This is a genomic window from Haloactinospora alba (assembly GCF_006717075.1).
GTDB lineage: Bacteria > Actinomycetota > Actinomycetes > Streptosporangiales > Streptosporangiaceae > Haloactinospora > Haloactinospora alba.
Genome location: NZ_VFQC01000001.1, coordinates 3,413,174 through 3,432,514, shown reverse-complemented (window position 1 = coordinate 3,432,514; position 19,341 = coordinate 3,413,174). Strand labels below are relative to the sequence as shown.

Annotated in this window: 18 protein-coding genes and 1 CRISPR repeat array; of the genes, 15 read left to right on the top strand and 3 right to left on the bottom strand. The window is 68.4% G+C overall.

What is annotated here, in order from left to right:
- Window positions 1-230 precede the first annotated feature (230 nt).
- Window positions 231-1,112, top strand: coding sequence for a helix-turn-helix domain-containing protein (locus FHX37_RS15475; protein WP_170181597.1), 882 nt, complete (start codon window positions 231-233; stop codon window positions 1,110-1,112).
- A complete protein-coding gene (locus FHX37_RS15470) occupies window positions 1,102-1,293 on the top strand; it encodes a DUF397 domain-containing protein (protein ID WP_141924565.1) in 192 nt (63 codons plus the stop codon). Before FHX37_RS15475 ends, FHX37_RS15470 begins: the two co-directional genes overlap by 11 nt.
- A gap of 227 nt (window positions 1,294-1,520) precedes the next feature.
- Here FHX37_RS15470 and FHX37_RS15465 read toward each other — a convergent pair whose 3' ends face one another.
- A complete protein-coding gene (locus FHX37_RS15465; RefSeq protein ID WP_141924564.1) occupies window positions 1,521-1,766 on the bottom strand; it encodes a hypothetical protein in 246 nt (81 codons plus the stop codon).
- A gap of 896 nt (window positions 1,767-2,662) precedes the next feature.
- Here FHX37_RS15465 and FHX37_RS15460 point away from each other — a divergent pair.
- From FHX37_RS15460 to FHX37_RS15400, 13 genes are all read left to right on the top strand, one after another.
- Window positions 2,663-2,974: a lactococcin 972 family bacteriocin gene (locus FHX37_RS15460; RefSeq protein ID WP_211351843.1), complete on the top strand. Its 312-nt coding sequence runs from the start codon at window positions 2,663-2,665 to the stop codon at window positions 2,972-2,974.
- A gap of 145 nt (window positions 2,975-3,119) precedes the next feature.
- Window positions 3,120-5,156: a hypothetical protein gene (locus FHX37_RS15455; RefSeq protein ID WP_141924563.1), complete on the top strand. Its 2,037-nt coding sequence runs from the start codon at window positions 3,120-3,122 to the stop codon at window positions 5,154-5,156.
- A gap of 26 nt (window positions 5,157-5,182) precedes the next feature.
- On the top strand, window positions 5,183-5,896 hold the full coding sequence (locus FHX37_RS15450; protein WP_141924562.1) for an ATP-binding cassette domain-containing protein: 714 nt from the start codon (window positions 5,183-5,185) through the stop codon (window positions 5,894-5,896).
- A 101-nt stretch (window positions 5,897-5,997) separates the two neighbouring features.
- Window positions 5,998-6,821: a CRISPR direct-repeat array (repeat unit 28 nt; unit sequence GGTCCATCCCCACGTGCGTGGGGCTCAC).
- 289 nt (window positions 6,822-7,110) lie between these two features.
- Window positions 7,111-8,022, top strand: a complete 912-nt coding sequence (locus tag FHX37_RS15445; RefSeq protein ID WP_141924561.1) for an SDR family oxidoreductase — start codon at window positions 7,111-7,113, stop codon at window positions 8,020-8,022.
- A 138-nt stretch (window positions 8,023-8,160) separates the two neighbouring features.
- Entirely contained in the window at window positions 8,161-8,574 is a 414-nt protein-coding gene (locus FHX37_RS15440; protein WP_141924560.1) for a CBS domain-containing protein, read from the top strand.
- A 193-nt stretch (window positions 8,575-8,767) separates the two neighbouring features.
- Window positions 8,768-9,106 carry a plasmid stabilization protein gene (locus FHX37_RS15435; protein WP_141924559.1) on the top strand — a complete coding sequence of 113 codons (339 nt, stop codon included), beginning with the start codon at window positions 8,768-8,770 and terminating at the stop codon, window positions 9,104-9,106.
- Window positions 9,107-9,251: 145 nt separating this feature from the next.
- Window positions 9,252-9,914, top strand: a complete 663-nt coding sequence (locus FHX37_RS15430) for a PH domain-containing protein (protein WP_342777617.1) — start codon at window positions 9,252-9,254, stop codon at window positions 9,912-9,914.
- Between the two features lie 3 nt (window positions 9,915-9,917).
- Window positions 9,918-11,888, top strand: a complete 1,971-nt coding sequence (locus tag FHX37_RS15425; RefSeq protein WP_246062310.1) for a PH domain-containing protein — start codon at window positions 9,918-9,920, stop codon at window positions 11,886-11,888.
- A 277-nt stretch (window positions 11,889-12,165) separates the two neighbouring features.
- Window positions 12,166-12,417, top strand: coding sequence for a chaplin family protein (locus tag FHX37_RS15420; RefSeq protein ID WP_141924558.1), 252 nt, complete (start codon window positions 12,166-12,168; stop codon window positions 12,415-12,417).
- A 157-nt stretch (window positions 12,418-12,574) separates the two neighbouring features.
- On the top strand, window positions 12,575-13,468 hold the full coding sequence (locus FHX37_RS15415) for a Rossmann-like and DUF2520 domain-containing protein (protein ID WP_141924557.1): 894 nt from the start codon (window positions 12,575-12,577) through the stop codon (window positions 13,466-13,468).
- 11 nt (window positions 13,469-13,479) lie between these two features.
- On the top strand, window positions 13,480-14,349 hold the full coding sequence (gene panC, locus FHX37_RS15410; protein ID WP_141924556.1) for a pantoate--beta-alanine ligase: 870 nt from the start codon (window positions 13,480-13,482) through the stop codon (window positions 14,347-14,349).
- A 26-nt stretch (window positions 14,350-14,375) separates the two neighbouring features.
- Window positions 14,376-16,991, top strand: a complete 2,616-nt coding sequence (locus FHX37_RS15405; RefSeq protein ID WP_246062308.1) for an L-aspartate oxidase — start codon at window positions 14,376-14,378, stop codon at window positions 16,989-16,991.
- Window positions 16,992-17,020: 29 nt separating this feature from the next.
- Window positions 17,021-17,821, top strand: coding sequence for a type III pantothenate kinase (locus FHX37_RS15400; RefSeq protein ID WP_141924554.1), 801 nt, complete (start codon window positions 17,021-17,023; stop codon window positions 17,819-17,821).
- Window positions 17,822-17,956: 135 nt separating this feature from the next.
- Here FHX37_RS15400 and FHX37_RS23665 read toward each other — a convergent pair whose 3' ends face one another.
- Both FHX37_RS23665 and FHX37_RS15390 read right to left on the bottom strand, forming a co-directional pair.
- On the bottom strand, window positions 17,957-18,370 hold the full coding sequence (locus FHX37_RS23665; RefSeq protein ID WP_246062307.1) for a dihydrofolate reductase family protein: 414 nt from the start codon (window positions 18,368-18,370) through the stop codon (window positions 17,957-17,959).
- A gap of 35 nt (window positions 18,371-18,405) precedes the next feature.
- Window positions 18,406-18,858: a hypothetical protein gene (locus FHX37_RS15390; RefSeq protein WP_141924553.1), complete on the bottom strand. Its 453-nt coding sequence runs from the start codon at window positions 18,856-18,858 to the stop codon at window positions 18,406-18,408.
- Between the last annotated feature and the right edge of the window lie 483 nt (window positions 18,859-19,341).

The window sequence follows — 19,341 nt, the reverse complement described above, 5'->3', positions numbered from 1 at the left end:
CGGAACCACGTTCAGGGGGCCAGTTGGTCTCAAGAACGTTTAGTGTCTAGTAGCGCTCGTGCAGTTACTTAGGGTTTTTGGTTGTTGACTTTCGGTTTTGCCCGAATTATGTAGCTTTCATGCAACCGGACAGCTACGTGCAGCAAGCAAGCGATAGCAGCTTTTCATGCAATCAACAAAATAACAAGCCAGTCGTGAAATCAACATCACAGAATCCCTAGACTTGCCTCATGTCTACCCGCCAAGTTCATAGCCCGACCGTGCGGCTTCGGCGTCTTGCCACCGAGCTGCGGCGTGCACGCCACGCAGCCGGATATGCGCAAATTGCCGATGCCGCCTCAGCGCTGGGGTGGTCAGGCCCCAAGCTCAGCCGTCTTGAGGCGGCGGAGACGCGCTACATCAAGTCGCATGACCTAGACAAGGTCATGGACCTGTACGCCATCACGGCCCAAGGCGAGCGTGATGCCCTGCACGCGCTCGCACGTGAGGCGCGTCAGCGAGGGTGGTGGAGTCGCTACCGCGATGTGTTCGAAGGAAACGCGTTGCCGGACTTCGAAGCGGAAGCATCCACCATCCGGACCTACGAAGGGTTGGTCGTACCTGGCCTATTGCAGACCGCCGAGTACACCGAAGAGGTCTTCCGGGGCGGGCAAGCACATACAGACGAGATTGTGGAACGCCACGTAGCGGCCCGCATCGAACGTCAGCAGATCCTGCACCGGCAGCGCCCGCCTCACCTGTGGGCCGTTATCGACGAAGCGGCACTGCGCAGGCGCACAGCAGATCCGCGTACCATGTCAGACCAGATTCAACATCTCCTGAACCTGGCAACGCGGCACAACATCGACCTGCAAGTGTTGCCATTCAATGCCGGAATGCATGCTGGTCTGGCGGGATCGTTCGTCATCATGGAATTCCCCGGGCCGCTGGATCCCGCCATCGTCTTCAACGAGCATGCCAGCGGTAGTCTGTTCATCGAGGAGCCGGACGCAGTGGCCGAACACGCTGCGGTATTCAATCGAGTGCAGGCGGCCGCTCTTCCAGCGCCCCGCTCGCTTGACTACCTGCGGAGTATCCAGACAGATATAGAAGGTGACAACCATGACGGGTGACATCGTGGAACCGGTGTTCCACAAGTCCAGTTACAGTGCGAACAACGTGAACTGCGTCGAAGTTGCCGAAGGGCCGGTTACCGCAGTCCGCGACACCCAGAACCGGGACGCTGGTCACCTGTCGTTCTCCGCCACCGAGTGGAAGGCGTTCCTCGGCGAGCTTCGGTCCGACCGCCTGTAGTCTTTATCCCGTGGCGCCCCCGACCACGGGACGAACACGGTCAGCCCTCCGGTCGGAACTGGAGGGCCGTTTTAGTGCGGGGCTACGGCTGGGTTCCCTTGCCGTAGCAGGCCCGACATGTCACTTGCACGGTCTTCGTCCTGCCGTCGCCCTCCTGGCTTTTCTCGAAGTGGCCGTGGCCGCCGCATACCGGACGCGCCACTGAGAACTCTGACGGTGTTTGGCCATCACTGCTTTCCTTCGGCGACTCGGGCCATTCGATTGTCGGGGCGGTCCAGCCATATGTGTTGTCCGGCGGCATCGACGGTGAGACCGAACCTGGTGTGTTCTGGCTGCCCGAATTCCTGCAACCACGTGTAGGCGGCGGCGAGTTCATCGAACAGTGACTGCGGTCCGTGTTGGCGTACTCGGTACTGGCCAGCCGATTCCGGGGTGATCCGCCAGGATGCCCACGATCCTGAATTCGGTTCCATCAGATACACGGTGAACCGGTCCCGTGTTGGGGTCGTCTCCGTCGTAGGACAGAGCGGACTTCATGCCCGGAACCCGCAGCCCGATGGTGAAGGACGCGTCGAAGTCACCCACGGGCTCGTATGGGTGCAGGTCGGTGGTGGTTTCGGTGTAGTCGTGCTCGGGGCGCACACGTTCCTCGACGGAACCGTGGGGGTGCGTTGCTCGCGGACCCACATGAAGCCCACGTTGCCGCCGAAGTGACCTGTGGCGGTTCCGTTGCCGTGAGTGTCGAGGCGCAGCAGTACCCCGTTGTGGAACGCGGTGCCGAACGGGGTGACGATACGACCACCGGGGCGGGGACTCGGCGCGACGCACGGCCCAGCGTTCCTCATCCCAAACGGTCGCGGGGATGAAGTTCTCGCGCGCTACACACTCGAAGATAGGCGCCCACTGCTCTGACAGGCCGCCCGACCCAGCGAGCCGGGCGGCCAACCCAGATGCCACTACTTGCCCTTCGTGGCAGGAGGCGTTGGCTCCGGTGGAGGTGGCGGTGGGATGTCCTTCCCGGGTTTGTGGCCGTCACTTTCGCTGGTGTCGGTCCATCCTCACGTGCGTAGGGCTCGCGGCGGCCTGAAGGGCCCCGCCAGGCTCGGAAGCTTGGCTCCTAGTTACCACATGGATAGTGGCACAGGGTGCCCGTCTACTCACCCAGGATGGCCACATGTGGCCACCTCTACCCCTTGACTAACGAGAGTCATGCCAAACTATAGGGATTTGTCCTGCAAATATGATTTATATTAAAACAAAACCTGATCTACCTTTTATAGCAAACGCTGTACCATAACGGTTTCTCCGTCTTGATGGACTGCCAGTCGCATGACATATTTGGTTCGAACCCCGCAGAAAGGGAGAAACAGTGAAAAAGAAAAACCTGAGGAAGGTAGTTCTGGCTGGTGCGATCGCGTTTTCGCTTGCTCCCGCAGGTGCGGCGCTTGCGGACACCGATTACGTAGGTGGTGGGACCTGGGAACACGGTACGACCGGAGGATCCGGAGGCGGAACCGTGTATTCGAACTACCACCACAGCAGTGAGGCCCACGGCTCATCAGTCAAGAACTGTGATGGGGTAGTGGACCGCAGTCCGACTGTCAGTCCGGGTAGCTGGTCAAACGCCCAGGCTAACGCGATCAAGAATTGCGCGGATCAAGCCTACTGGCGGAAACCTTGACTGATACGCCGCGAAGCGTGTTAGGTTAGGCCGGGTGACTGTTTCGCCCGGCCTAACCGGGTGGGCAACACGGAATTCAGAATGTCTGCGGGTTCGGCCGAGCGCTCTGCGGAGAATCCACTCCTACTCTCGTGAGGTGCACTGAATGCTGTTCAGGGTTGCGGTGGTACTGCAACTGCTGCTTGTCTGCCTGCATAGCTATATCGCCGCGCAGACACTTGAACAGCTCTACCCGGAGAGCGCGTCGGCCGAACTGTCGGTGACCGGACTGCCCGAGGAGGGGCAGGCGGCGCGTCTCCTCGCCGAGCCCGCCGAGAGGTATGGCATCGGCATGGCTCAAGTGCGGCTATCGGAAACATCGGAGGGAACGCGCCGCGACATTCTCGTGCTCACCGACAACGGCAGCACTCCCGAGACCACCACGGGCGGGGGCACCTACCCGGACTTCGGCATGACGATGGACACCCGAGTCAGCCAGTTCGACGCGGGAGCTGACGCGGTGATGGGCCGGTGGGTGACCTATGGCGACACGGCTTCTGTGCAGGAATTCGCGCAGGTGCTTCGGCAGCGGGGAGTCTCGCTGGAGGTCACTGAGAATGGGCTGGACGCCGCGTGGGGTCTGCTCAACGACGATCGCCATCTCCTCACTGTGGAGCTTGGCGGTTTCGTCATGCTGTTCACAGCCGCGCTGCTGTCGGCGTCGCGAGCGACGAAGACGCGCGCGGTCCGCATGCTGCACGGTCGGCGCGCCCCTTATCCCGGTAGTCGGGAGTTCGTGCACTACGCCGCATACATCGCCGGCAGCCTGATCGCAGTGGTCGCGGTGTGGCTGCTGTGCTCCTGGCTGCTGTGGGACGGTGGGCAGGCGTTCCACTCCCCGGGGCTGCTCGTACTGGGCACCACGGCGGTGTGTGCGGTTATCGCCTGTCTGCTCAGCGGGGTGGCACTTCTTGTCGTCATGGGGGCCAACGCGAGCCTCGTCGATCAGTTCGCGGGTAAGCGACCCTTGGGCCTCATCCTCCTAGCTGGAGCGGTGGCCGGCACCCTCGTGCTGACCGGCGTCCTAATGTCCTGGGAGCGCACTGCCGGCCAAGTGGAGAGGATGAACGTCGCAGCCTCCTCCGCAGCGCTCTGGCAGGACCAAACAGAAATCTACTCGACGAAGCTCTTCGACGCCGACGAGGCAGTGTTTCAGGAGTCGCTGCCGGCGTGGAAGCGGCTGGCACACGAGGTGTCCTCCTCGGGGCAGCTCCTGTTGAGCTCACCGGAGAGGAGGTGCCCGTTGTCTTCGGGACAGAGCCCCTGTCTGTTCGTGAGCAACAGCTACCTGGAGCAGGCCGATGTTCTCAACCGCGACGGCGAGCGCATCGCTCCGCTGGATCTGGCCGCATCCGACGTCGGTGTCATCATCCCCGAGAGCCTCTCCGCCGAACGCTCACGCATCGAGAACGCAGTTCGCGACTGGAGCGGTTTCCAGCGCGAGATGGTCGCACAGGAGTGCTCCACTGCGAACCTTCCGAGCTGTGCCGCGCTGGATCGCGACACTCAGGTGAAGAGCGTGTCCAGCGCGGCTAACCAGACCCTTCCCGTGTTCCACGGGAAGTCCATAACCGCGCTCGAAGGCACCACCATGAGCGATCCGATCCTCGTCGTGGTGCCTGACGGCGGAGTGGTGCCGTCCGGCGACTTCCACGCCGCTGTGGCCAGCCAAGGCAACGAGTTGTTCATGCTACCGCGCGAGGAGCTCGAGGGACGCATCACTGACCTGGGCCTCGGTCCGCTGGTCACCGCGCTCGACAAGCCCGGCCACACCGCGGAGCAGCAAGTCGCGGAGGCGAAGCTTCGTCTGACCGAGAGCGTAATGGTCCTGCTAGCGGGCCTGGTCGCCTCCGTCGTTCTCACCTGGGTGCTAGTCGGCATCTACTGCGAACGGCGTAGACGCCCGCTCTTCGTCCTTCACCTGCATGGGGCGAGATTCGGGCGGCGCTACGCCGGCTACTTCGCCACATTCCTCACCACCGCCACGACCGCCGTCCTGGCAAGCTCCGCTGTCAGCGCCGGCTCGCTCGGCCCGCCGTTCGTCGCGGGTGCCACCACGATTCTGACGCTGGCCCTGCTATCGATCCCAGCCTTGCGGATCAACGACCAGCGTTTCCGAGCCGACTTCATCAAGCGTTCCTAGGGAAGAGGAAGAAGATCAACCGCACCATGTCCTCAACGCTTCCGCTCGACTCGGCACGCGGGCCCCTCAACGCCGATGGCATCGGCAAGAACTTCGACGGCTACTGGCTCTGGGAAGACCTCAGCTTCTCGCTGCCCCCAGGGACAATGACGGCGATCACCGGTCAGAGCGGGGCAGGAAAGACCACTCTAGCGAATTGCCTCGGGCTGCTGGAGCCGTTGTCCACCGGTCGGCTCACCTACGACGACCGCCGCATCGACTCGCTGCCCCGGCGCGCGATCGCTCAGCTGTACCGCACCACGTTCGGCTTCATGTTCCAGAACTTCGCGCTCGTCGAACAATGGACGATCAAAAAGAACCTCGCAGTCGCGCTGGAAAACAAGAACCTGCGAGGCAGCACGCGGCGTCAGCGTATTTCGGATGCTCTGCACGAGGTCGGCCTCGGCGGTCGGGAACAAGACCCGATCCACATGTTGAGCGGTGGAGAGCAGCAGCGTGTAGCTTTCGCCCGCCTCATTCTCCACCGCCCTCAGATCGTCGTCGTCGACGAGCCCTCAGCGTCGCTGGATGAGACCAACTCGGCGACGATCATCGCAATGCTGCGCACACTTGCCGACGGCGGCGCGATCGTTGTGATCTCGACCCATGACACTTCCGTCTCATCCGCGTGTGACCAACTGGTCGACCTCGCGGACGCGGCGCATGGCACGGAAGGATCGTCCCCTGCGCCCGCTCTATGACGGGATCCCGGGCGTGCAGGTTTGCGTATCCAAGTAGCGCCTATCCGAGGCTGGTTTCCCGACGAACCGCCACTGAGCCCCGCAGTCGGGAGCGTAGCGGCGGTCCATCCCCACGTGCGTGGGGCTCACGGGGAGGGGGATTTCCACGGGTGCCTCCGGGCAGGTCCATCCCCACGTGCGTGGGGCTCACACAACTCTTCACCAATACCGCAACAGCGCAGGCGGTCCATCCCCACGTGCGTGGGGCTCACCAGCGGGGAAAAAACCAGGGCTCGGGAGCGGGAGGTCCATCCCCACGTGCGTGGGGCTCACCACCGAGCACCTGGCCGCCGCCGAACTGACCTGCGGTCCATCCCCACGTGCGTGGGGCTCACTTCATGGCATAGGTCGCGCTGAGACTGCCCCACGGTCCATCCCCACGTGCGTGGGGCTCACCCTGCGCACCGACCACCCCGTCCCCGAGCTGCCCGGTCCATCCCCACGTGCGTGGGGCTCACATAGTAGCTGAGCCGAACTGTGAGCCGAACGCGGGTCCATCCCCACGTGCGTGGGGCTCACGCTCGTTCATTTCAGTTCTCCTGCTCAGTGTTCGGTCCATCCCCACGTGCGTGGGGCTCACCCCGTCAGTGTGTGGACTACGCAGAGCAGGAGCGGTCCATCCCCACGTGCGTGGGGCTCACCTCGATGTCCGGCCCGGTCATGTCGTCGGGGGCGGTCCATCCCCACGTGCGTGGGGCTCACGACGACGCCCACGACGCGCTCGCCGACGCCCGCGGTCCATCCCCACGTGCGTGGGGCTCACCTATGTGGCGTGCCCGCTTGCTGGCTAGCCAGCGGGTCCATCCCCACGTGCGTGGGGCTCACGCGGCCGATGCAATCGCGTTCGCCCAGATGGACGGTCCATCCCCACGTGCGTGGGGCTCACCCTTTACCACCTGCAGCAATGTGCGCCGTTATTGTTTTGAGATTCCACATAGCCGGTATTCCGGCGAATGCGGTCAGGATCTGACCATACCGCTCCACTGTTGTGCACACATCCCCATGGGAGCACGGAGAATCCGACGTCGGAACCCCTCCTGCATGGGCATCACGTCCTCCAGATGCGGGATCTCCAGATCCGCACCGACTGGCGAGGGCGCCTACCCGGCACACGATGTCAGGGGGAGCCGGTAGGACGGATGCGGCAAGCAGGACCCGAGGAAGGGAACGTGGGAATGCGTGACAGTCTGCGCGGCAGGGTCGCCCTGGTGGCCGGCGCCACCCGGGGAGCGGGACGCGCGATCGCCGTCGAGCTGGGAAGTGCGGGAGCGACCGTCTACCTCACCGGTCGCAGCACATGCGGGAACCCCTCCGAGGTAGGGCGCCCCGAGACCATCGAGGGGACGGCCGAACGCGTCCGCGCGGCCGGCGGGCACGGCATCCCCGTGCGCGTCGACCACCTGGAGCCCGAGGAGGTGCGCGCGCTGGTCCAGCGGATCGACGACGAGCAGGGCCGGCTCGACGTCCTCGTCAACGACGTCTGGGGCAGCGACCACCTTTTCGAGTTCCACCGGCCGCTGTGGGAACAGTCCCTGGACAACGGGCTGCGCATGCTACGGCTGGGCATCGACACGCACGCCGTCACCAGCCACAGCGCGCTGCCGCTGTTGAGCCGCACCCCCGGCGGGTTGGTGGTGGAGATAACCGACGGCACCAGCGAGTACAACGCCGCCTACCGCAGCTCCGCCGGTTTCTTCTTCGACCTCGTCAAGACGGCGGTGCAGCGGATGGCGCTCGCCCAGGCGGAGGAGCTCCGCCCGCTGGGAGGAACCGCCGTGGCGGTGACACCGGGCTGGTTGCGCTCCGAGGCGATGCTCGACCACTTCGGCGTCACCGAGGAGAACTGGACCGACGCGACCGCGCCGCACTTCTGCATCTCGGAGTCGCCGGTCTACGTCGGCCGGGCCGTTGCCGCGCTCGCGTGCGACCCCGAGGTGGGACGCTGGTCCGGGACGACCCTGTCCAGCGGCCATCTCGCCCGGGTGTACGGGTTCACCGACGCGGACGGCTCCCAGCCGGACGCCTGGCGCTACATTCCCGAGGTCGAGCAGGCGGGAGAGCCCGCCGACCCGACCGGCTACCGCTGACCGTCCCGAACTTGTAGCTGGCCGATTCCCGACATGTGCGTACTCTGATCCCCCCGCTCACGCATACTCCTCCCTCCCTCGCGGGTAGCGGGCGGATTTCCGACAGTGCCGCTCCAACGCGAGAGCAAGGAGGACGTCATGACCGCTGTCCGCGAACTCATGACCAGGGACCCTGCCTGTGTCGAAACCGACCAGACATTGCAGGAGGCGGCGGAGATCATGAGCCGGCTGGGAGTGGGAGCCCTGCCCATCTGCGGTCCGGACCGCAAAATCAAAGGAGTGCTCACCGACCGGGACCTCGTGGTTCGGGCCCTGGCCGAGGGGAAGTCGCTCAGCACCACCGCCGGGGAACTCAACCAGGGAGAGGCGGTCACCGTGGGTGCCGACGATCCGGCCGAGGAGCTGTTCGCCACGATGACCCAGTACCAGGTGAAACGGCTGCCCGTCATCGACGGGCAGATGCTGGTGGGGATCGTGACGATCGCGGACGCCGCGAAGGCGCTTTCGTCTCCCACCGTCGGCCAGCTCACCGACGCGCTCTCCACCGCCTAGCCAGCAGTGCTACGGCCTCTCCGGGCCGCCCGAGCCGGACGTGTTCCCGGGCTCCGAGGCGTGCCCCTGTTCGGGCGGCCCCCAGGCGCGGAGCGCGGAAGTGCCAGTGACCCACTGTGCCCAGCGGAATGTCTCGCACGCCTGTGGGGTAGTGGGGTGGTGAGCGATTCGGGAGCGGAAGGAGACGGGAGAGATGCCACAGCAGGCGTGGGGTCCGGAACGGGAACGCCAGTACGAGCACATCAAACGCCAAGCCGAGGAGCGGGGCTCCAGTACCGAACGCGCTGAGGAACTCGCCGCACGCACTGTGAACAAGGAACGCGCGCAACAGGGGGAGGCCGAGCAGCGCAGTAAGACCGCCACCGAGGACATATCGCCGCAGCGCCGGGGCGGGCTGCGGTCCGGGAACCGGGCAGGGCCCCAAGGCCGGACCAAACAGCAGCTTTACGACGACGCGCGCCGGGCCGGCGTCCGCGGCCGGTCGACGATGACCAAGGCCCAGCTCGAGAACGCCCTTGGTGAGAAAGCATGAGCGCTCGTGGGGTGGGGAGTGCCACTGTGGCCTGCCGCGGCGGTTTTGGACGCGCACGCTCCCCGATGCGTTGATGCGCCTCCGTCGCTGCGGCTGGCGGGCGTCGCGTAGCCGCTGGGTGGGTCAATGATGATTCACTGGAACCGTGGATTCTGCCGCATCTGATCCGCAACCGCGGATCGTCGAGCCCGACGGCGAGGGGGAAGCGGGCACTGCCGCCGAGTCGGGGGCAGCCGTCCCGGCCCCCTCGGGTGACAACCTCCCGCCGGAGGACGCGCGACCGGAGGCCCCGGGGGCCGCCGACCCGGCCGCCGCGATGGAAGAGGCGTTCGCCGCTCCGGAAGGGGAGGAGTGGAACCGGCTCTCCGGAACACTGGTCTGGTACCACCGGGCGCTGCTGCTCGCGGTTTCGGTACCGGCGGCGCTGCTCGGCGCGGCCGCTGTGTGGGCGTGGGCGGGCTGGTTCGCCGCGGCCTGCTGGTGCGTGCTGGCGGCGGCCGCCGGTGGGACGGGCTGGTTCGCCGCGGCCGCGAACCAGCGCTCGTGGGGGTACGCCGAGGGCCGGACCGGTTTCTACCTGACCTACGGTCTCGTCCTGCGCCAACTCGTCGCGGTGCCCTACGGCCGGATGCAGGTGGTGGACATCACCTCCAACCTGCTGGAACAGGCCATGGGGATCGCGACGGTGCGGATACGGACGGCAGCCACCACCGCCGACACACGTGTTCCTGGACTGCCCCCGGGGGAGGCCGTAGCGCTGCGGAACCGGTTGGCGGAACGCAGTGAAACCTTTTCCACGGGGTTGTGAAGCGTGACAGGAACCAACGGGGACCAGACCCCGCCCCAACCGCCGGGCCGGCCGGGAGACGACGGCACACTCCCTCCGGAGCCCGGAAACGGCCGCGCCTGGTTCGACGACGCGCTCGGCAACGATGACGCCGTCGGCAACGGCGCCAGTGCCCCGCAGGAGCACCAGGACGGGGAGCTTCCGCCGTTGCGCGAGGTGACGGCTCCCACTGACACGAACGCCGCGGAACAGGTGGCCCCACCGTCGGCCGAGGAGTGGCGTGGTTCCGCTGTCGACCCGGAGGGGGCCGCGGGAGACATCCAGCCGCACCCGTGGCCGGTCACCCCGCTCTGGTCCCACACCCTCGCCGATTGGGAGCCGCCGACGCGCGACCGTAGGCCTTCCGTCGGCGCGGAGGAGTCCACAGCTTGGGGGGACGCCCCCACCAGTCCCGAGCTCTCCCAACAGCGGAGTGGGGAACACGGGGTTCCGCGTATGGTCCCTCCGGCGGGACACGCCCCGGTGGAGGGGCAGGGCGGCACCGGCGCACCAGGGGAAGAGTGGTCCGCCACGCCGGAGGCGGATGACACCGACGGGTGGCACCCCCCGCAGGAGCGGGTGAGCTTCCTCCCACCGGCCGCTTCGGAACCCGCCGCGGAGGAGGAGCCCTCCGCGGCACCCCCACCGTCGCCGCAGCCGGCTGTGGACGTGACGCGTGGTGTCCACCGGCTGCACTGGGTCACCGTCCCGGTTCGGGCGCTCATGGCGATCGTGGTCTTCCTCGCGATCCCGGGCACGGTACTGGTGCGGTTCAGCCTGTCCTGGACGCTGCTGCTCGCGCTGGTGGTGGCTCTGGGGGCGGTCGGCTACGGCCTGGTGTCCTGGTGGCGTGCCACGTTCGAGGTGCGTGGTGACCACCTGCTCATCGACTCGGGGCTGTTACTCCGAACCTCCCGGGAGATCCCACTGAGCCGCCTGCAGGCGGTTGACGTGGTGCGTCCGCTCTTGGCCCAGGTGCTGGGGCTGGCCGAGCTCCGGATCGAACTCGCCGGTGGCGACGCCGGCGAGGCGCGGCTGCGGTACCTGTCCCGGGGCGCGGCCGAACGGTTGCGGGCGTCGCTGTTGGCGCACGCGGCCGGACTGTCCGGAACGGCCGCCGAGGCGCCGGAACGCCCGTTCTACCGGTTGCCGTTCCTGCTCCTGCTCGGCGGGCTGGTGTTCCGGCTGCCGGTGTTGGGGGCAGCGGTCCTGCTGTGCCTGCTTCTGGTTATAGGTGCCGCGTTCGGAGAGGCGGGTGTGCTGGGTGGGGCGGTTCCGCTGCTGCTCGGGCTGCTGCGCGGGTTCGTCGGGCCGCTGCTGCGCTACACGGACTTCTACGCGTCGCTGTCCCCGGACGGGGTGAGGCTGCGCTACGGGATCTTCCAGGCCCGCAAGCAGACGGTCCCACCGGGCCGGGTGCAGGCGGTGCGGCTGGTGGAACCGATCCTGTGGCGGTCCCTGGGAATTGTCCGGGTGGAGGCCAACGTCGCGGGATACGTGGGCGAACGCCAGATGGACTCCTCGACCCTGCTGCCCGTGGTTCCCCGGCGTTTGGCGTTCGCTCTGGTGGACGAGCTGTTCCCGGGCGCGGACGCGGCGCGGGTGGCGCTGCGTCCCGCCCAGTGGAACCCGTCCGGAATCAGCGCCCTGGGGCTGGACGGTGATCTGTTCGTCGCCCGGCACGGTTTCCTCTGCCACACGCTCGACATCGTGCCCCACGCGCGGGTGCAGAGCGTGCGGCTGGTGGCCAGGCTGTGGGACCGCTTCCGGGGTGTGGCCACGGTGCAGGCCGACGTTCCTCCCGGTCCGATCCAGGCTCGCGCGAGTGGGAGGCGGCCGTGGGGCGCGCGGCACGCCGTGGAGCGTGTGGTGGAACGCGGGCACGCCGCCCGGATGGCGTCGGCGGGTCCGGAACGCTGGGCCACGCGCAGTTCCGGACCCGAACCCTCGGAGTGAAAGGGGTTCGTGGGGAAACGGCGAACCATGTGGTGTGATTTACATCACACAATGCTGACTCGCGGCGGAAGTTCCCCACGGCATATCCGGACATAATAGTTACTAAGGGTCATTGAATCACTCCGGCGTGTTATTCACATTGGCAAAATCGATGTCACGAGGCGAATACGTATGGCTAAATAGGGGGAGAGCACAAAACGTGTTCTGTTGATTACGTTAAGAGATTGATGTGTTCGGGCGGTGGCGCCTCGCCCGAACACAAAGGAGAGGAACCATAGTGCTGAAGAAGACTATCGCCGCCGCTGCCGTCGCCGCCGCCGCGGGTGGTGTGCTCCTCACCGGCACCCCCGCCTTCGCCCACGGCTACGGCGGGGACGAGGTCTCGACGTCCGGCAACGGCAGCATCCTCGGCGGGAACCAGCTGGTCGCCGACGCCAACGTCCCGATCAACGTCTGCGGGAACTCCATCGCGGTCCTCGGCGTCTCCGGCGCCAGCTGCCAGGACTCCGGCGCGGCGGTGCACGACTAGTCGTACAGCGCTTCGCGTCCGACAGACCCAGCGGCGCCGCCCCAGCCGGGGCGGCGCCGTTCGTCTGTCCGGCACCGACGCTCCCCACGTCCTCGCTGTTCACCACGGCCAGTAGGCTGTTCGTGTCCGGTACCCCGAGCGGACTGGAACCACACGCATGGAGAAACCAGCAGCCACACAGCAGCGACCGGCCCGCCTCACCGTCGGAGTGGTCGGCCCCGGACGGGTCGGATCGGTCCTCGGTGCCGCCCTGGAACGCGCCGGCCACAGCGTGGTCGCGGCCACGGCCGTGTCCGAGACATCCCGCGCCCGTGTCGCGCACCGCCTCCCCGCCGCCCGGGTGGGAGAGGCCGCCGACGTAGTGGGCGCAGCCGACCTGGTGCTGCTCACCGTCCCCGACGACGCCCTCGAACCACTGGTGCGCGGCCTGGTGGAAACCGGCACCGGAGTGGAAGGGAAACTCCTCGTCCACACCAGCGGCCGCTACGGGTACGGCGCCCTCGCCGCCGCCACCAACGCCGGGGCGCTCCCGATGGCGCTGCACCCCGTGATGACATTCACCGGCCGAGACGAGGACACGGAGCGGCTCGCGAGCTGCTCCTTCGGCGTCACCGCCCCGGACACCCTGCGCCCCATCGCCGAGGCCCTCGTGGTGGAAATGGGCGCCGACCCGGTATGGATCACCGAGGAGCACCGCACCCTCTACCACGCCGCCCTCGCCGGCGGTGCCAACCACCTGGTGACCCTGGTGTCGGAAAGTGCGTCCCTGCTGTCCGCAGCCGGAGTGGACGACCCCGGACGCATGCTCGGCCCGCTGTTGAGCGCCTCCCTGGATAACGCGCTGCGGTTGGGCATGGACGGCCTCAGCGGCCCCATCCTGCGCGGCGACGCCGAAACGGTCGCCAGCCACATCACCGAGCTACGCGCCCACTCCCCCGAAAGCGCCGCGAGCTACGTCGCCATGGCCCGGCTCACCGCCGACCGGGCACTCGCCGCCGGGCTGCTGAAACCCCACGACGCGGAACGCCTGCTGGACGTCCTCCAAGCCTGACCCCCACCCCCCTGACTCCGGAAGGGACCCGATTGACCGAACCGACCGTGGTCCGCACTGTTGCCGAACTCCGCCGGCTGCGCCAGGGAACGGGCCGCACCGCCCTCGTGCCCACCATGGGTGCCCTGCACGCGGGACACCGCAACCTCATCGCCACCGCTCGTGAGCACGCCGACACGGTCCTCGTGAGTGTGTTCGTGAACCCGCTGCAGTTCGGCCCGAACGAGGACTACGACCGCTACCCGCGCGACCTGGACACCGACCTGGCAGTGTGCGCCGAGGAAGGGGTGGACGTGGTGTTCGCCCCCAGCGTCGCCGAGATGTATCCCGAGGAGCAGATCGTCACCCTCGACGCCGGCCGGATGGGCAAAGTCCTGGAAGGCGCGACCCGTCCCGGATTCTTCGAAGGTGTGCTCACCGTGGTGAGCAAACTGTTCCACCTCGTCACCCCGGACGTCGCCGTGTTCGGCCAGAAGGACGCCCAGCAGCTCGCCATCGTCCGCCGCATGACCCGCGACCTGGCCATGCCCGTCACCGTCGTGGGTGCTGCCACCGTGCGCGAGAACGACGGGCTGGCCACCGCCAGCCGGAACGTGTACCTCACCGAGCGGGAACGCGCCAGCGCCCTGGCCCTCTCCCGCGCCCTCCTCGCGGGTGCGGACGCCTCGGTGACCGGCCCCGTCGGCATCCGCGACGCCGCCCGCCGCGTGCTGGACGAGGCTGCCGCCGGCGAACCACCCGTAGTGCTGGACTACCTCGCCCTGGTCGACGCGCACACCTTCACCGAAGTCCCGGACGACTACCGCGGGGAGAGCGTCCTGTCCGTCGCCGCCTGGGTGGGAACGACCCGGCTTATCGACAACGTCCCACTGACGCTGTGAAACCCGACCCGAGGAGCACGAGTACGGTGCCCGCCCTCCCGCACGCGCTTCCGCTACGGCTGTCCGCCCCCGAACCCAGCTGGAGCACCGACGCCGACGTGGTCGTCGTCGGCTCCGGAATCGCCGGACTGAGCACCGCCCTGGGATACGTCCGGCGCGTCCCCGACGGCACGGTCGTGCTCCTCACCAAGGACCGGCTCGCCAACGGGTCCACCCGGTGGGCCCAGGGCGGGATCGCCGCCGCGACCGTGGCCGACGACCACCCCGTCGCCCACATGCAGGACACCGTGCTGGCGGGCGCCGGCATGTGCGACCCGCTCGCCGTGCACATCCTGGCGACCGAGGGCCCCGACGCGCTGCGCGGTCTCGTCGAGGCCGGAGCCGCCTTCGACCGCACCCCTGAGGGCGAGCTGGAACTCACCCGGGAAGGCGGCCACCGGGCGCACCGCGTCGCCCACGCCGGCGGGGACGCCACCGGCGCCGAGATCCAGCGCGCCCTGACCGCGGCCGTGCGCGCCCAACCCCGCATCCGCGTGCTGGAGAACGCCCTCGCGCTCGACGCCCGCACCGGCGAGACGGCCGACGGCGGTGCGGCCGTCTGCGGTGTGACCCTGCACACAGCAGACGCCGATCCCGGCAGCGAGGTCGGAGCGGTGCGGGCGCGTGCCGTGGTGCTGGCCACCGGCGGCACCGGCCAGGTGTACTCCGCCACCACCAACCCGGCCGTGTCCACCGGGGACGGCCTCGCCCTGGCCGCACGCGCGGGCGCGCGGCTGCGGGACCTGGAGTTCGTGCAGTTCCACCCCACCGTGCTGTGGCTGGGGGAGGGCTCCCGAGGGCAGCAGCCGCTCGTCTCCGAGGCCGTACGCGGAGAGGGGGCCGTCCTCACCGATACCGCCGGAAACCCCCTCATGGAAGGGGTACACGAACTCGGCGACCTCGCCCCGCGCGACATCGTCGCGGCGACCATCGCCCGCTCCATGGCCGCCACGGGAGACGACCACGTACTGCTGGACGGCCGCAGCTTCGGGGAGCGGAAGTGGCGGCACCGGTTCCCCACCATCCTGAAGTCGTGCCGCGCCCACGGCATCGACCCCGTCACCGACCCCGTCCCGGTGGCCCCGGCCGCCCACTACTCCGCCGGCGGCGTCGCCGTGGACACCTCCGGCCGCACTAGTCTGAGCGGCCTCTTCGCCGTCGGCGAGGCGGCCCGCACCGGGGTGCACGGCGCCAACCGGCTGGCCTCCAACTCCCTGGTGGAAGGGGTGGTGTTCGCGGACCGCATCGCCGACACCCTCGCCCACGACACCCCGCCGCCCGCGACCGAGACCCCGCCCCGCGGCCGCTCCGGCCTGGTCTCCCCGGACACCGTCCCCGAGCTGCGCGCGCTGATGTCCGGCCGGGTCGGCGTGCTCCGGGACGGGAACGGGCTGCGCAGCGCCCGCGAGTCCCTCGCCGGCCTGGTGGGCGACAGCGACGGCACCGCCCCCGGCCCGGAGGCGTGGGAGGCCACCAACCTGGCGACGGTCGCCGCCATGATCACCCACGCCGCCCTCATCCGGGAGGAGAGCAGGGGAGCGCACCAGCGCGCCGACTTCCCCGAGGCGGACCCGCGACTGCGCGCCCGCCCCTCCACCCTGCGGCTCACCGCCAGCGGCGAGGTCACCGGGGAGCACCCGCCGGTGCGGGTCGCACTCCCGCCCGCGCTGCGGTCCGAACTGGACGCCGTCGCCATGCCGCTGACCGGCAGCCGACAGCCGCACGACCGCCCGGACCTGCTGCACCCGCACCAGGCCCCGCACGAGTACCACACGGACACCGTCCGGCGGGCGCTCGCCGAGGACCTCACCGGCGGCCCCCAACGGGACGTCACCACCGTGGCCACCATCCCCGACACCCAGACCCGCACCGCCGACATCGTCGCCCGGGCCAGCGGGGTCGTCGCCGGACTGCCACTGGCGGAACTGGCGCTGTGGATCGTGACCGAGGGCGTCGTCCGGGTGGAACGCCACACCGTCGACGGCGAACGCGTCAAACCGGGCGAGGTGCTGCTGACCGCGACCGCCCGCACCCGCGACCTCCTCACCGCCGAACGCACCGCGCTGAACCTGCTCACCACCCTCTCCGGCATCGCCACCGCGACCCGGAACTGGGTGGACGCCGTCGCCGGAACCGGCGCGGGCATCCGCGACAGCCGCAAAACCCGGCCCGGGCTGCGCGCCCTGGAGAAGTACGCGGTGCGCTGCGGCGGCGGGGTGAACCACCGCTTCGGGCTGGCCGACGCGGCACTGATCAAGGACAACCACGTCGCCGCGGCCGGCGGCGTCGCCGCGGCGGTACGCGCCGTGCGGGAGACGTTCCCCGGCACCGGACTGGAGGTCGAGGTGGACCACCTCGACCAGATCGAGCCCGCGCTGGCGGCCGGCGCCGACGAGATCCTGCTGGACAACTTCACCGCGGCCCAGCTGCGGGAGGCCGTCGCGCTCGTCGCCGGGCGGGCGCGGCTGGAGTCCAGCGGCGGGCTCACGCTTCCCGACGCGGCGGACGTGGCCGCCACCGGGGTGGACTATCTCGCGGTGGGCGCGCTGACCCACTCCAGCCCGGCACTCGACATCGCGCTCGACCTCCGCACGGCCTCGTGACCTCCGGACCGACCAGGGTAAAGGAACTCATGCTCCTCGCTATCGACGTCGGCAACTCCTACACCGTCTTCGGGCTCTTCCACGGTGAGACGCTGGTGGAGAACTGGCGGGTCTCCACCGAACCACGCCGCACCGCCGACGAGTGGGCGGTGCTGCTGCGCGGGCTGCTGGCGGAACGCAGCCCGGCCGGGGAAGGCGCGATCAGCGGGATCGCCATGTGCTGCTCGGTGCCCTCGGTGCAGCACGAGATGCGGGACATGTTCCGGCGGTACTTCGGCGACGTGCACTCCGTCATCGTCGAACCGGGCGTGAAGACCGGGGTGCCGATCCGGATGGACAACCCCAAGGAGGTCGGCAGCGACCGCATCATCAACGCGCTGGCCGCCGTGCGGCTGTACGGCGGCCCGTGCGTGGTGGTGGACTTCGGCACCGCGACCATGTTCGACGCCATCAGCGCCCAGGGGGAGTACGTCGGCGGGTCGATCTCACCCGGGATCGACATCTCTGTGGAGGCCCTCTCCCGGCACGGCGCCCAGCTGCACATGGTCGAGCTCACCAAACCGCGCGGTGTCGTCGCCAAGAACACCGCCGAAGCGCTGCGCTCCGGCATCGTGTTCGGGTTCGCGGGCCAGGTGGACGGCATCGTGGACCGGATGGCGGCCGAGCTCGGCGAGCGCGCGGGCGCCAAGAGCGGCGCCGACGCGGTCACGGTGGTGGCGACCGGCGACCTCGCCCCCATGGTGGTGGACGAGTGCGAGACCGTGGACGCGCACGAACCGTGGCTCACCCTCACGGGACTGCGGCTGGTGTACCAACGCAACGTGGGGTAAGTCCCGGGCGTTGTCCCGTGGGGATGGCGACGCGGGAGAGCCGCCGATGGTGGCGGCCGCGTGGACGCGGGGCCCGGTGCGGGAGACCGCCGCGGCAGCGGGCCCTCTACCGCGGCGGCGTTTCGCGGGAGCCGGTCAGGCGGTGTCCGCGGCCTCCGGAGTGTAGGCGAGGTTGAGGACCCCGGTCGCGAACGTCTCGGAGCTGACCAGCTTCAGCGGCTGGGTCGGGGAGTTCTCGAACAGTCGCTGGCCGCGGCCGACGACGATCGGGTGGACGAGGAGCCGCAGCTCGTCGAGCAGTCCGTTGGCGAACAGCCACCGCGCGGTCGTCGCGCTGCCGGACATCTGGATGTCGCCCTCGGTCCGTTCGGCAGCGAGCCGTGTGTCGCTGGCGTCGAACACGGCCGGAACCGCCCTGCACCCCGACCAGCGGGCCAGAGCTTGCTGCTCCTGCGCGCTGGCCGGGCGCTGCTGCTGTTGCAACAACCGCAGCGTTTGGATCGCGGCGATGTTGGCCTGCACACGCCGGCGCTCTCCCGACTGGGCCAAATCCTCCTGCGAACCGGGGCGGAACCGCTGTTGCTCTACTGCTCCTGGTTGCGGCGGTCGTACCACGCCATCCACGCCTGCCGATCGCTGGGACCCTCCCCCTCGGGATCCTCCTGAGCGATCCACTCCGCCACCGAATCCACCGGCTCCTGATCCGCCTCCTCTTGCGCCGTCTCTTCCACGTCCTGCCACGTCGGCTCGTCCGGCTCGAACATCGCCGGATCCTCCTCCAGCAGGATCATCTCCGCCAGCACCTTCTCCCGAGCCTGCATCCGGGCCATGTTCAACCGCTGCTCCTTCTGCTGGCCGGTCTCGCCCGGAGGGTCGTCGCCCGCCAGCCTCATCCACAGGCTCTCCATCTCCTCCTGGGCCCGCCGTCCCAGATCGGCGAAGAACTCCTGCCGCTCCTGAGGCGGAATCTGAGCGAAGCTCTTGGGGCGGCCCACCCGCCAGTGATCCATCGCCATCCGCCCGAACTCGTTCATCATGCTCCTGTCCCTCCTCGTCTACCGCGGCCGCGGTGAGATCCCGTTGCTGCTCCAGTCATGGCCCAGATTCAACCAAACCCCTCCCAGCGGCTCAGGGTCTGCTCACAGCGTTTATGGAAACTCTGGTCGAGCGGGCCTGCCATTGTTTGAACGCCGCTGGGAGAGCTTCTCCGGGCTACGCGAAAGCTGACGATGACGTGGAGACATTTTCCGCGCTAGTTCCAGCGGCGCGCATCTCCAGCGGGGGCGCCCCAAGAGTTGCCCCCGATGCTCGCCCTGGGAGTACATAGCTGGGTTGGGTGAGGAGGTCGAGGAACGGGCCGGCATATTTGGCCAGGAGGTGGCCGATGAGAGGGAAGATGGGGGGCTGGGATTCCCCTGGGGCCGGTTGCGCCGGATCACCTTCGGGGAGCCAGTTATGGCCGTAACTGTGGTCAGGTGCGGCGGTCCTCGGGCGGGGCCTCCCGCACCCGTGGCGGGAGG